We start from the raw sequence: 13,375 nt of genomic DNA, 5'->3' as shown, positions 1-13,375 counted from the left end.
CCCACCCCCCAACCGCCACCCCCCAACCGCCACCTTGTCTCCGTGGCCGACGAGGGTCGATTCGGTCCGCGAGATGGGAGTTGTTGTCGCCAGATTGCGCCGAAAATACGACAACGATTCCCAGTTCGCGGCGCGAGCGAGCCCGAGAGCGGCGCCGAGCCCATCGGTGTCGATGCCGGGCCGACGCCGTCAGCGTCGACGGCGGGCTCGACCCTGAGCACCGTGGGTGGGCCCGCTCAGTGCATCGCTCTGTGCAGCCAAAGTGCAGTGAATGAGGCGTTTTGGTGCACTTTCGCTGCACTGAGCGCTGCACTGAGCGCTGCACTGAGGGCGAGCCGGCCGGCTGCCAATCTCGCGGCAGCGACTCGCGGACGACGACGCGCGCGGGGCTTGGTCGGCACGGCCGGGCGGTTGGGCGACGGCGACGGCGACGGCGACGGCGACGTCTGCGGAAGCCCAGCCGACCCCCAGAAGAACCGACAAATCGGGCACGCGCTGCGCGGTCGTAGAGTGCTCGCTCGTGAAGCCCACGATCGGAGTACTTGCCCTGCAGGGCGACGTCCGCGAGCACATGCATGTCCTCGAGGCGTCCGGCGCCTCGGCCGTGCAGGTGCGCCGCGTACGCGAGCTCGACGACATCGACGGGCTGGTGATCCCTGGTGGGGAGTCCACGACGATCGACAAGCTGTTGCGCGCGTTCGACCTGTTCGACCCGCTGCAGGAGCGCCTTCGGTCCGGGCTGCCGGCCTACGGATCGTGCGCCGGGATGATCCTGCTCGCGGACCGGCTCGTCGGCGGCATCGAGGGGCAGCGCACGCTCGGCGGGCTCGACATCACGGTGCGACGCAACGCCTTCGGCCGCCAGGTCGACTCGTTCGAGACGGATCTGACCATCGCCGGGATACCCGGCGACCCGGTGCACGCGGTATTCATCCGGGCACCATGGGTCGAGGAGATCGGTCCGCGAGCCGAGGTCCTTTCCGCGGTCTCGACGGGTCCCGCCGCCGGTAGGATCGTTGCAGTGCAGCAGGGCCGTCTGCTCGCGACTTCTTTCCACCCCGAGGTCACCGGCGACCCTCGCGTGCACCGACTGTTCGTAGAGATCGTCCGCGACACACTTCGGGGCGCGCACCCGGCCCATGAGGGCCGAGCGTCGGTGGAGCGGGTCAGGGCGAAAACGAAGGGTAGTTAACGATGTCGGGTCACTCCAAGTGGGCCACCACCAAGCACCAGAAGGCCGTTGTCGACGCCAAGCGGAGCAAGCTCTTCGCGAAGCTGGTCAAGAACATCGAGGTCGCCGTCCGTACGGGCGGCCCCGACATGGCCGGCAACCCCACCCTGGTCGACGCGGTGCAGAAGGCCAAGAAGCAGTCGGTGCCGAACGACAACATCGACCGGGCGCTCAAGCGCGGGTCCGGCCAGGAGGCCGGCGCCGCTGATTACCAGTCGATCATGTACGAGGGCTACGGCCCCGGCGGGATCGCGGTGCTGGTCGAGTGCCTCACGGACAACCGCAACCGCGCGGCCTCCGATGTCCGGGTGGCGTTCACCCGCAACGGGGGCAACCTCGCCGACCCGGGTTCGGTCTCGTACCTGTTCCACCGCAAGGGCATCGTCATCGTGCCCAAGGAGGGCGACCTGACCGAGGACACGGTGCTCGACGCCGTCCTCGACGCCGGCGCCGACGAGGTCAACGACCTCGGCGAGGCGTTCGAGGTCGTCTCGGAGGCGACCGACCTGGTGCCGGTGCGCACCGCGCTGCAGGCGGCCGGCATCGAGTACGACTCGGCCGACAGCCTCTTCGTGCCCGCGCTCCAGGTCCAGGTCGACGTCAACGGGGCACGTAGGATCCTGCGCCTGATCGACATGCTCGAGGACAGCGACGACGTGCAGAACGTGTTCGCGAACTTCGACGCGTCCGACGACGTGATGGCCGAGCTCGAGGCCGAGGACGCCGAGTAGGCGCACCCGCGGATCGCCGCGCTCCGCTGTTGCGGCAGGGCGCGGCGTGAACTGCGTCGTTGTAGCCCGCTCGCCGGTTGCACCGCTCCGCGGTCGAGGCCCGCGCGCGGCGCGCGCTGCACCGTCGAAGGCCCGCTGCCTGCGACGATGACCGCGTGCGCGTACTTGGAGTCGACCCTGGCCTGACGCGGTGCGGGCTCGGCGTCGTCGACTCCCTGCCGGGTCGCCGGGCGGCGTTCGTTGCGGTCGGCGTCGTGCGGTCCTCGACCGAGGATGACATCGACCGTCGGCTGCTCGCCATCGCCGAGCAGATCGACGCGTGGATCGACCGCCAGGCGCCCGACGTCGTCGCGGTCGAACGGGTCTTCGCGCAGCACAACGTCAGCACGGTCATGGGGACCGCGCAGGTCGCCGGGATCGCGATGCTCGCCGCCGCCCGACGCCGCATCCCCGTCGCGCTGCACACCCCGAGCGAGGTCAAGGCCGCGGTGACCGGGTCGGGCCGCGCCGACAAGGCGCAGGTGCAGGCGATGGTGACCCGGATCCTCGGCCTCGCCGAGGTGCCGCGCCCGGCCGACGCCGCCGATGCGCTCGCCCTGGCGATCTGTCACCTGTGGCGGCCGGCCGGCGCCCTCGCGGCTCCGAAGCGCCCCCTGCAGTCGATGACCGTCGCCCAGCGGGCGTGGGCCGCGGCGGAGCACGCCTCGCGGCGCCCGACGCGTGGGTAACCCCGTAACGTCCGAGCGTTGACGTCCTATAGGACGTCAACGCTCGGACGTTAACGGGTGGGAGGTCTTTGCTACCGTGACACGCTTCGTACACGTGTTCGTCCGGGGTTCATTCGTGAAATGATCCCGGCGTGGCAGTGAAGCAGAGCGTCGCCGTGAAAGCAGAGACCGCAGTGCAGACCCTCAGGACCTCGACGTGATCGCCTCGGTCCGTGGCACCGTGCAGGCGGTGCGCCTGGACGCCGTGATCGTCGAGGTCGGCGGTGTGGGCATGCTCGTGCACGCGACCCCCGGCACCCTCGGGGGCCTGCGGGTGGGTGATACCGCGCTCCTGGCGACCTCCCTCGTCGTGCGCGAGGACTCCCTGACGCTGTACGGGTTCACGGATCCCGACGAGCGGGCGGTCTTCGAGATCGTGCAGACCGTCTCGGGCGTCGGTCCTCGGCTGGCCCTCGCGATGCTCGCGGTGCACGCGCCCGACGCCCTGCGCCGCGCGGTCGCCACCGAGGATCTCGTCGCGCTCAAGCGCGTCCCGGGCATCGGGCACAAGGGTGCCCAGCGCATCGTGCTCGAGCTGGGCGACCGGCTCGGCGCCGCGTCGGTAGCCTCGCCGGACGGCTCGCCCGCGCGCCGGGTCGGCGGCTCGGATCGCCGCACGGAGGTCGTCGAGGCGCTCGTCGGACTCGGGTGGAACGCCAAGGCGGCGGACGACGCCGTCGCCGCAGTCGTCGAGGCCAACCCCGAGCTCGCGAGCCTGACGACCGATCTCGAGGTGGGTGGCGTCCTGCGGGCGGCGCTCAGGTCGTTGGGATCCGGTCGTGGCTGAGGACATGGCGGGGGATCTGACTGACGACATGACCGACGACCTGACCGACGAGGACGCCGCCGTCACCACCGAGCGTCTGGTGCGACCCGGCGCGGACGACATCGAGCGCGCGGCCGAGGCTGCCCTGCGGCCCAAGCGGTTCGACGAGTTCGTCGGGCAGCGCGTCGTGCGCGACCAGCTCTCGCTGGTCCTGGAGGCGGCGCTGGGCCGCGGCCGCGCGCCCGATCACGTGCTGCTCTCGGGCCCGCCCGGGCTCGGCAAGACGACCCTCGCGATGATCATCGCGGCCGAGCTCGGTGCTCCGCTGCGGGTGACCTCGGGCCCCGCGATCCAGCACGCGGGGGATCTCGCGGCCGTGCTGTCCTCCCTCGAGGAGGGCGAGGTGCTGTTCCTGGACGAGATCCACCGCCTCGCTCGCCCCGCCGCGGAGCTCTTGTACGTCGCGATGGAGGACTTCCGGGTCGACGTCGTCGTCGGGAAGGGTGCGGGGGCCAGTGCGATCCCGCTCGCTCTGCCGCCGTTCACCGTGGTCGGCGCGACGACGCGCGCCGGCCTGCTCCCGGCGCCGCTGCGCGACCGCTTCGGGTTCACCGGCCACCTCGACTTCTACGCGATCGACGAGCTCGAGCAGGTGCTGGCCCGGTCGGCCGGCCTGCTCGGCGTTCACCTCGGGGACGACGCCGCCCACGAGATCGCCTCGCGCTCGCGCGGGACCCCGCGCATCAGCAACCGGCTGCTGCGGCGGGTCCGGGACTGGGCGCAGGTGCGTGGCAACGGACGCCTCGACCTGGAGGCCGCGCACGCGGCGCTCACGGTCTACGAGGTGGACGCGCTCGGCCTGGACCGACTCGACCGCGGGGTACTGACCGCCCTGTGCGTCCGGTTCGGTGGGGGACCGGTCGGCCTGACGACCCTGGCGGTCGCCGTCGGCGAGGAGCCCGAGACCGTCGAGATGGTCGCCGAGCCGTTCCTGGTGCGCGAGGGCCTGGTAGGGCGGACCGCGCGCGGCCGGGTGGCGATGCCCGCCGCGTGGGAGCACCTCGGCCTGACCCCGCCGACGTCGGGCACGACCCTGTTCTCCTAGCCGCTGCGGAGGGTGCGGGAATCTCCAAGAGCAGATGCAGGGCGAATCTTTGGGCATCCCGAGCCCGGGAGCCTAGACTGCGGCGACACCCTCAATAGCTCCGGAGACGTACTTACCCATGGATGCAAAGACCTTCATACCTCTCTTGTTGCTGGTAGGTGCGATGTGGTTCATGTCGAACCGCAACAAGAAGCAGCAGCGCAAGGCCGGCGACTTCCGCGCCAACCTCGAGGTCGGCCAGGACGTCATGACCGGCTCGGGTCTGTACGGCACGATCGTGGGCATCGAGGACGACGTCATCACCCTCGAGTCCACCCCCGGGAACGCGAGCCGCTGGATCCGCGCGGCGATCTCCAAGGTCATCGAGCCCCCCGTGCTCGAGTCGGACGCCGAGGACACCGACGACGTCGAGGACTTCACCGACGAGGCCGACGACGACTTCGAGTCCGAGAGCTCCGAGCGCACGCTCGACGTGCCCGACGATCTCTCCTCCCTCACCGAGACCCCTCGCAAGGACGACGACACCACCGACAAGAAGTGAGCTGACCGCCTCCTCGTCGATCCGGCAAGGGGGCGGGGACGGTCCACATCCCTCCACGGCTCGCGGTTCGCGGGCGGTGCGCGCACGAGAAGAGACACTCCGTTGGCTGCCACATCACGCCGCACCCGGCCCATCCGGACGCTGGTGACCCTCGGCGTGATCGCCGCCGCGCTCTTCGGCTCGCTGGTCGCGGGAACGAAATGGTCCGACGCGTCCCTGACGCCGAAGCTCGCCCTCGACCTGGAGGGCGGGACTCAGCTGATCATGAAGCCGGTCCCGACGGGCAAGCAGAAGATCACCGACCAGACGATCGCTGAAGCCATCCGGATCATCCGCCAGCGCGTCGACTCCTCGGGCGTCTCCGAGGCGGAGATCACCAGCCAGGGCGGCCAGAACATCGTGGTGGCGCTGCCCGGCAGGCCCGACCAGGCGACCCTCGACCTCGTGCGTACCTCGGCCCAGATGCGGTTCCGTCCCGTGCTCGTCTCGGCGGCCCCGACCGTGGTCAAGCCGCCGGCAGGCACCGCCCCGCTCACGCCGAAGGCGAAGCCGGACAGCCCCAGCGACGCCGCGTACTACGTCAACCAGAAGGTGCTCGACAAGTTCGACGCGCTGGACTGCACGAACAAGAAGAACCTGACCGGCGGTGACAGCGGAGCGGACAACCAGGCGCTCGTGGCCTGCGACAAAGAAGGCAAGTCCAAGTACGTGCTCGGGCCGGTCGAGATCCAGGGCAACGAGATCGCGCGCGCGTCGTCGGGCCTGAAGACCACCTCCACGGGCGCGACCACGAACGAGTGGATCGTCAACATCTCGTTCACCTCGAAGGGTCGCCCCGTCTTCCGCGAGGTCACGACCCGCCTGCAGAGCCTCAAGACTCCGCAGAACCAGTTCGCGATGGTGCTCGACGGCCTGGTCATCTCCGCTCCGTCCCTCGCCCCCGGCGTGATCATCTCGGACGGCAAGGCGGAGATCTCCGGCACCTTCACCCGCGAGAGCGCGGCCTCGCTGGCCAACCAGCTGAACTTCGGCGCCCTGCCGCTCACGTTCCAGGTGCAGAGCGAGGAGCAGATCTCCGCGACGCTCGGCTCCGAGCAGCTCCAGAAGGGCCTGCTCGCGGGCATGATCGGCCTGCTGCTGGTCGTCGTCTACTCGCTCTTCCAGTACCGCGCGCTCGGCTTCGTCACGATCGCGTCACTGGTGATCGCGGCCCTGCTCACCTACGGCGTGATCACGTTGCTGTCCTGGGTGCAGGGGTACCGACTGAGTCTGCCGGGTGTCGCCGCGCTGATTGTCGCGATCGGTATCACCGCCGACTCGTTCATCGTCTACTTCGAACGCATCCGCGACGAGCTACGCGACGGGCGCACCCTGGTCGGCGCGGTCGACAAGGGCTGGGGTCGCGCGCGGCGCACCATCCTGGCGTCCGACGCGGTCAACTTCCTCGCCGCGGTGGTCCTGTACTTCCTCGCCGTCGGCGGCGTCCGGGGCTTCGCGTTCACCCTCGGCCTGACCACGATCATCGACCTGTTCGTGGTGTTCGGGTTCACACACCCGATGATGCTGATCCTGGCCCGCACGAAGTTCTTCGGTGAGGGTCACACGTTCTCCGGTCTCGATCCGCGCCGGCTCGGTGCCACCGGCCCGCGCTACGCGGGCCGCGGTCGGGTGAAGGCACCCGGTTCGGGGCGTCCCGGGACCCTGGACGGCGGGCCGCAGGACGACGTCACCGGCGCTCCGGTGCCGGTCGGCGCGCGGACCGCGGACCTGTTCGGCGACGCGCCGCAGCAGACCATCGCCGAACGCCGGGCGGCCAAGCGTGCCGCCGAGCTCGCCCGCCTCGAGGACAGCGCGGCCGACGTCGGGCCCAACGTCCTGCCCGGGCAGCGCGGCGGCCAAGGCACCGATGCCGCTGCCGACTCCGATCCGTCCGCCGAGAGGAACGAGTCCTGATGGCCTCCGGTTTCGCCCAGTGGGGCAACGACCTGCACACGGGTCGCACGTCGTACGACATCGTCGGCAAGCGCCGGATCTGGTACTCCATCGCCATCGTGCTGGTCCTCGGTTCGGCGCTCCTGCTCGGCTTCAAGGGCCTCAACCCCGGGATCGAGTTCAAGGGCGGCTCACAGTTCACCGTCTCCGACGTGAAGACGACCGCTCAGCAACCCGCGACGGATGCGGTGGCGACGATCGCGCCCGCCGAAGCCGCGCGCGTGTCGACCCTCGGTGCGCACGCGATTCGCGTGCAGACCGAGACCCTCACCAACGACCAGGTCGAGAAGGTCGTCGGCGCGCTCGCCAAGGCGTACGACGTGCCGAGCGCGAACATCACGAGCTCGTTCGTCGGGCCGTCCTGGGGCCAGGACGTCTCCAGCAAGGCCATCACCGGCCTGGTGGTCTTCCTCGCCCTGGTCTCCGTGGTCATGACGATCTACTTCCGGGCCTGGCGGATGGCCGTGGCCGCCCTGATCGCGCTCGCGAACGACCTCACCTTGACCGTCGGGGTGTACGCGTTGGTGGGCTGGGAGGTCACGCCGGCGACGGCGATCGGCTTCCTGACGATCCTCGGGTACTCGATCTACGACACCGTCGTGGTGTTCGACAAGGTCCGCGAGAACACCGCGGGCGTGCTCGACCAGTCCAGGTCGACCTACGCCGAGCAGGCCAACCTCGCCGTCAACCAGACGCTCGTGCGGTCGATCAACACGTCCGTCGTGGCACTGCTGCCGGTGACCGCGATCCTCTTCGTGGGGACGTTCATCCTCGGGCCGGGCACCCTGCGGGACATTTCGCTCGCCCTGTTCGTCGGGATGGCGGTCGGCACGTTCTCCTCGATCTTCCTGGCCACCCCGCTCGAGGTCACGCTGCGCGAACGCGAGCCGGCCATCGCCGCGCACGACGCCAAGGTGCGCTCGTCGCGGGCCCGTGCCCTTGCGGGCGACGAGACCGGCGAGGCGGCCCTCGCGGGCGCTCCCGCCGGGTTCGGCGGGCACCTGCTCCCCGGGCAGCACCTCGGGACCGCGGCCCAGCCGAAACGACGCAAGCCGGCTCCTCGCAAGCCGGGAACGAAGTGACCGTGGCGGAAGAACTGGTGGCGCAAGAGCTCGTGCTCACGCTCGCGGAACGTTGCGCCCTGCTGATCCGGGACGTGCCCGACTACCCGGGACCTGGCGTGATGTTCAAGGACATCACCCCGCTGCTCGCCGACGGGCCCGCCTTCGCGGCCGTCGTCGAGCACCTGGCCGACGTCGCCCGGCTCGCCGGGGGGATCGACTTCGTCGCCGGGATGGAGGCGCGCGGCTTCATCATGGGCGCCCCGGTCGCGACGGCGCTCGGCGTCGGCTTCGTCCCGGTGCGCAAGGCGGGCAAGCTGCCCGGCCCGATGCTGGGCGTGGACTACGACCTGGAGTACGGCTCGGCGAGGGTCGAGCTGCACCACGAGACGATCGCGCCCGGCGCGCGGGTGCTCGTGGTCGACGACGTGCTGGCCACCGGCGGCACCGCTGCGGCGACGGTCTCGTTGATCGAGGAGGCCGGTGGGGTGGTCGTCGGGCTCGCATTCCTGCTCGAGCTGACCTTCCTCGCGGGCCGGTCGCGGCTCGCGGACCTGCCCCTGGACGTCATCCTCACCGTCGACTGAGCCGTCGCCGCGTACCGGATCGAGACCTCGCCTCCAGGGGCGTCTTTCGCCCTCGCGCGGAATGCGGCCGTAAAGTTGATGGTTGGTACCGGCACAGGTGAGGGGAGGTTCGAATGAGCGAGGAAACGCGCACGGCCCAGTCGGGCGTGCCCACGCCGCCCGAGCCGCCGGCCGAGACCGCCTCGGCGGGGAGCGGGGTTCGTTCGCGCCTGGTCCGGTTCGGGACCCGGAACAGCGGGACCACCCCGGCCCTCGAGCCGCTCATGCAGGCCATCCGGACGACCTATCCCAAGGCCGACCTCGCCGCCGTCGAGCAGGCGTACACGGTCGCCGAGCTGGCGCACCGCGGGCAGATGCGCAAGAGCGGCGACCCGTACATCACGCACCCGGTCGCGGTCGCGACGATCCTGGCCGAGCTGGGCATGACGACGCCGACCATCGTGGCTGCCCTCCTGCACGACACGGTCGAGGACACGGACTACTCCCTCGAGCAGCTCCGCAAGGAGTTCGGTCCTGAGGTCGCGATGCTCGTGGACGGGGTCACGAAGCTCGACAAGGTCACCTACGGCGACGCGGCGCAGGCCGAGACCGTGCGCAAGATGGTCGTCGCGATGTCGCGCGACATCCGCGTGCTGGTCATCAAGCTCGCGGACCGGTTGCACAACGCGCGCACCTGGAAGTTCGTGGCGGCGGAGTCCGCGGAGCGCAAGGCCCGCGAGACGCTCGAGATCTACGCGCCGCTCGCCCACCGGCTCGGGATGAACACGATCAAGTGGGAGCTCGAAGACCTCTCCTTCATGACGCTGTACCCGAAGGTCTACGACGAGATCGTGCACCTGGTGACCGAGCGGGCACCGGCTCGCGAGGAGTACCTCGCGACCGTCGGGGACCAGGTCGGCGCCGACCTGCGGGCGGCGAAGATCAAGGCCGCCGTGACCGGTCGGCCGAAGCACTACTACTCGATCTACCAGAAGATGATCGTGCGCGGGCGCGACTTCGCGGACATCTACGACCTGGTCGGGGTGCGCGTCCTGGTGGACTCGGTGCGGGACTGTTACGCGGCGCTCGGGGCGCTGCACGCGCGCTGGAACCCGGTGCCCGGCCGGTTCAAGGACTACATCGCGATGCCGAAGTTCAACCTCTACCAGTCGCTGCACACCACGGTGATCGGTCCTGGCGGCAAGCCGGTCGAGATCCAGATCCGGACGCACGACATGCACCGCCGCGCCGAGTTCGGCGTCGCCGCGCACTGGAAGTACAAGGAGTCGGCCAAGCACGCCGGGCAGGCGGACACCGGCGCGAACGACATGGCGTGGTTGCGCCAGCTCGTCGACTGGCAGAAGGAGACCGCCGACCCGTCGGAGTTCCTGGACTCGCTGCGCTTCGAGATCGCCGGGGCCGAGGTCTACGTCTTCACGCCGAAGGGCGACGTGATGGCGTTGCCGGCGGGCTCGACGCCGGTCGACTTCGCCTACGCCGTGCACACCGAGGTCGGGCACCGGACCATGGGTGCGCGCGTGAACGGGCGCCTCGTCCCGCTCGACTCGACGCTCGACAACGGCGACGTCGTGGACGTGCTCACCTCGAAGTCGGAGTCCGCGAGCCCGAGCCGCGACTGGCTGGTCTTCGTCAAGAGCCCGCGGGCCCGGAACAAGATCCGCCAGTGGTTCTCCAAGGAGCGCCGCGAGGAGGCCGTCGAGCACGGCAAGGACGCGATCGCCAAGGCGATGCGCAAGCAGAACCTGCCGATCCAGCGGCTGCTCTCGCACGAGGCGCTGGTCGCGCTCGCGCACGAGATGCGCCACGCCGACGTCTCGGCGCTGTACGCCGCGATCGGCGAGGGACAGGTGTCGGCCGCGACGGTCGTGCAGCGACTGGTGCAGTCGATGGGCGGCGAGCCCGGCGACGAGGAGGACCTGGCCGAGACGGCCCGGCCGGGCAGCAGCCCGCGGCGGGTGCGCACCGGCGATCCCGGCGTGGTCGTCAAGGGGGTCGACGACATCTGGGTGAAGCTCGCCCGGTGCTGCACCCCGGTGCCCGGGGACGAGATCATGGGCTTCGTCACGCGCGGGTCCGGCGTGAGCGTGCACCGCGCGGACTGCGTGAACGTCGAAGGACTGCGGGCCCAGCCCGAACGGATCGTCGACGTCGAATGGACCCAGGGCGGCACGTCGATGTTCCTGGTGCAGATCCAGGTCGAGGCCCTCGACCGGAGCCGGCTGCTCTCGGACGTGACGCGGGTGCTGTCCGACTCGCACGTGAACATCCTCTCGGCCAGCGTCTCGACCTCCCGGGAACGGGTCGCGATGTCCAAGTTCGTGTTCGAGATGGCCGAGCCGGGTCATCTGGCGTCGGTGCTCGCGGCGGTCCGCAAGGTCGAGGGTGTGTTCGACGTCTACCGGCTCACCGGTTCGCGGGCCGACAGCGCGCACGCCGCGAGCCTGACGACCCTGGGCTGAGCTCGCCGGGGGCGGGGCGAACCCCGCCGAGCGCGAGCATGACCTCGCGAGCCGCGCGCGTCTTGGGATGACCCGGCAGGGCGTCCAGCAGTCCCAGCGCGTGGGTCGCGTCGAGCCCGGCGCACCGCACGAGGCTCTCGAGCAGCTGCCCGGAGTCGTCCGGGCCGGACCAGCGGGCGACGTCGAGCGCGGTGCGTGCCACGCTCGTCACGCGAAGCGGCCCCACCACGACGACGTCGCTCGCCGTGAGCGCGCTCTCGTGCGGGACCCGGAGCGGGTGGGGATCCGGTCGGCGTGCCCGGGGCGCCACGATCACCTCGATCCGCCCCGGCAGCGGCCCGCCGGCGTGCACCCACGCCGCGGCGGCCCGCCCGACGACGCCGCGTGGGGGCACGAGATCGTGTACCGCGCTCGCGCGGATGTCGGGGGTCTCCGTCAGGTCTGCGGCGATCGCGAGGCCGCCCCAGACGTGCCGTGCGACGCCGTCGAGGATCATTGCCTGCCACGAGATGGCGCCGAACTCCACGGCGCGCAGCTGCTCGGGCACCGCGCACGGTGCCTGCGACATCCATGCCAGCGCGGTCAGCTCCATGCCTGGCAGCATCCCGGCCGATCGGGCGCCCGCGCCAGTGCGGGCCGCCGTCGCTGTGGACGACGTCCCGAACCCGTGCACCGGGGGTGGCCCCTGCGGCCCCACCCCCGCCACTCACCCCGCCACTCACCCGGCGACTCACCCGCTAACGTCCGAGCGTTGACGTCCTATAGGACGTCAACGCTCGGACGTTAGCGAGAAGATCAGCCGGAGATCAGCCGGAAGATCAGCCGGAGATCAGCCGCGGTGCGTGCGGATTCAGCCGCGGTGGTCGTCCGCCGCGCGCTGGACCTGCTCGAGCCATGCGCGCCGGGCCTCCAGCGCGGTGCGTGCCTCGTCGACCTTGCGCTTGTTGCCCGCCGCCTGGGCTGAGGCGAGGTCGGCCTCGAGGCCGGCGATGGCCGTCTCGAGCTGTGCGGCCGCGCCCTCGGCTCGCGCGCGGGTCTCCGGGTTGCCGCGGCTCCAGACCGCCTGGTCGGCGTCGCGGATCGTCGTCTCGACGGCCCGCAGCCGTGCCTCGATGCGCTGGACGTCGGCGCGCGGAACCTTGCCGGCCGACTCCCAGCGTTCCTGGAGGTCCCGCAGTGCGATCTTCGCGGCGGCGAGGTCCTTGACGGGGACGAGCTTCTCGGCCTCGGCGAGCAGGCGTTCCTTGACTCCGAGGTTGGCCCGGAACTCCTCGTCCGTGGCGGCCGACACCGCGTCGCGCGCGGCGAAGAACGCGTCCTGAGCACCGCGGAAGCGGGCCCACAGCGCGTCGTCGTCCTTGCGGCTCGCGCGCCCTGCCGCCTTCCAACGCGCCATCAGCTCGCGGTACGCCCCGGCGGTCGGACCCCACTCGGTGCTGCCCGAGAGGGCTTCGGCCTCGGCGACCAGCGCCTCCTTGGCGGCACGAGCATCGGCGTTGCGGGTCTCGAGCTCGGCGAAGAAGTGCCGGCGCTCCCGGTCGAACGACGTCCGGGCGTGGCTGAACCGCTTCCAGAGCGACTCCTCCGTCGGGCGGTCGATGCGCGGGCCGGAACGCTGGGCTTCCTTCCACTGGTCCAACAGGATGCGCAGCTGCTCACCGGCCGGGCGCCACTGGATGCGCTCGGGGTCGGTCGAGGTGATCTTCTCGGCCTGCTCCACGATCTCGGTGCGGGCGGCGACCGCGGCCTCCTTCGCGGCGGCACGCTCTGCCTCGACGACGGCGCGACGTTCCGCGGCGATCGAGCGCAGGGCGTCCAGGCGCGCGCGCAGGCCGTCCAGGTCGCCGACGGCGGCCGGCTCGGCCGTCTCCTCGGTGAGCTTCGCGAGCGTCTGGTCGATCTCCTTGACCGGCAGGTCGCTCGCGCCGAGGCGGGCCTCGAAGAGCACGACCTTCGCCTGCAGGTCCACGTAGCGCCGGACGTAGAACGACAGCGCGTCCTCGGCGCTCGCTGCGGGGTACTGGCCGACGATCCGCTCGCCCGCAGTCTCCCGGACGTACACCGTGCCGTCCTCGCTGACCCGACCGAAGGCGGTCGCCGCGGCGACCTCGGCGGCGTCGAGCGGCGGCGCGACC

At 70.9% G+C, this 13,375-nt stretch carries 12 protein-coding genes; 10 read left to right on the top strand and 2 right to left on the bottom strand.

Annotation, left to right across the window (positions count from 1 at the left end; all coding sequences use genetic code 11):
• The first annotated feature begins 520 nt into the window (after positions 1-520).
• The 10 genes from pdxT (at position 521) to VIM26_RS11970 (ending at position 11,240) form a co-directional block, all read left to right on the top strand.
• Positions 521-1,192, top strand: coding sequence for a pyridoxal 5'-phosphate synthase glutaminase subunit PdxT (gene pdxT, locus VIM26_RS12015; RefSeq protein WP_331951452.1), 672 nt, complete (start codon positions 521-523; stop codon positions 1,190-1,192).
• 2 nt (positions 1,193-1,194) lie between these two features.
• A complete protein-coding gene (locus tag VIM26_RS12010; RefSeq protein ID WP_331951450.1) occupies positions 1,195-1,962 on the top strand; it encodes a YebC/PmpR family DNA-binding transcriptional regulator in 768 nt (255 codons plus the stop codon).
• Between the two features lie 155 nt (positions 1,963-2,117).
• Positions 2,118-2,690 (top strand): crossover junction endodeoxyribonuclease RuvC, encoded by a 573-nt coding sequence (gene ruvC / locus VIM26_RS12005; protein WP_331951448.1) that lies wholly within the window; start codon positions 2,118-2,120, stop codon positions 2,688-2,690.
• A gap of 196 nt (positions 2,691-2,886) precedes the next feature.
• A complete protein-coding gene (gene ruvA / locus VIM26_RS12000; RefSeq protein WP_331951446.1) occupies positions 2,887-3,516 on the top strand; it encodes a Holliday junction branch migration protein RuvA in 630 nt (209 codons plus the stop codon).
• A 28-nt stretch (positions 3,517-3,544) separates the two neighbouring features.
• On the top strand, positions 3,545-4,600 hold the full coding sequence (ruvB, locus tag VIM26_RS11995) for a Holliday junction branch migration DNA helicase RuvB (protein ID WP_331951454.1): 1,056 nt from the start codon (positions 3,545-3,547) through the stop codon (positions 4,598-4,600).
• A gap of 118 nt (positions 4,601-4,718) precedes the next feature.
• Complete coding sequence (gene yajC, locus VIM26_RS11990) at positions 4,719-5,141, top strand: preprotein translocase subunit YajC (protein WP_331951444.1); 423 nt, start codon at positions 4,719-4,721, stop codon at positions 5,139-5,141.
• A gap of 102 nt (positions 5,142-5,243) precedes the next feature.
• The gene (secD, locus tag VIM26_RS11985; RefSeq protein ID WP_331951442.1) at positions 5,244-7,094 is read left to right on the top strand and encodes a protein translocase subunit SecD; all 1,851 of its coding nucleotides are present in this window, start codon (positions 5,244-5,246) and stop codon (positions 7,092-7,094) included.
• Positions 7,094-8,215, top strand: a complete 1,122-nt coding sequence (gene secF / locus VIM26_RS11980; protein ID WP_331951440.1) for a protein translocase subunit SecF — start codon at positions 7,094-7,096, stop codon at positions 8,213-8,215. Before secD ends, secF begins: the two co-directional genes overlap by 1 nt.
• A gap of 2 nt (positions 8,216-8,217) precedes the next feature.
• Positions 8,218-8,781: an adenine phosphoribosyltransferase gene (locus VIM26_RS11975; RefSeq protein WP_331951438.1), complete on the top strand. Its 564-nt coding sequence runs from the start codon at positions 8,218-8,220 to the stop codon at positions 8,779-8,781.
• Positions 8,782-8,894: 113 nt separating this feature from the next.
• Positions 8,895-11,240 carry a bifunctional (p)ppGpp synthetase/guanosine-3',5'-bis(diphosphate) 3'-pyrophosphohydrolase gene (locus VIM26_RS11970; protein WP_331951436.1) on the top strand — a complete coding sequence of 782 codons (2,346 nt, stop codon included), beginning with the start codon at positions 8,895-8,897 and terminating at the stop codon, positions 11,238-11,240.
• Here VIM26_RS11970 and VIM26_RS11965 read toward each other — a convergent pair.
• Both VIM26_RS11965 and VIM26_RS11960 read right to left on the bottom strand, forming a co-directional pair.
• Entirely contained in the window at positions 11,185-11,832 is a 648-nt protein-coding gene (locus VIM26_RS11965; RefSeq protein ID WP_331951434.1) for a hypothetical protein, read from the bottom strand. The genes VIM26_RS11970 and VIM26_RS11965 overlap by 56 nt on opposite strands.
• Positions 11,833-12,090: 258 nt before the next feature.
• The coding region (locus tag VIM26_RS11960) for a DUF349 domain-containing protein (protein WP_331951432.1) at positions 12,091-13,375 on the bottom strand (1,285 nt) is incomplete at its 5' end.

The organism is Pengzhenrongella sp., from assembly GCF_036565025.1.
Lineage (GTDB): Bacteria > Actinomycetota > Actinomycetes > Actinomycetales > Cellulomonadaceae > Pengzhenrongella.
The sequence above is the reverse complement of the archived record's forward strand: the minus strand, read 5'-3'. Positions and strand labels throughout refer to the sequence as shown.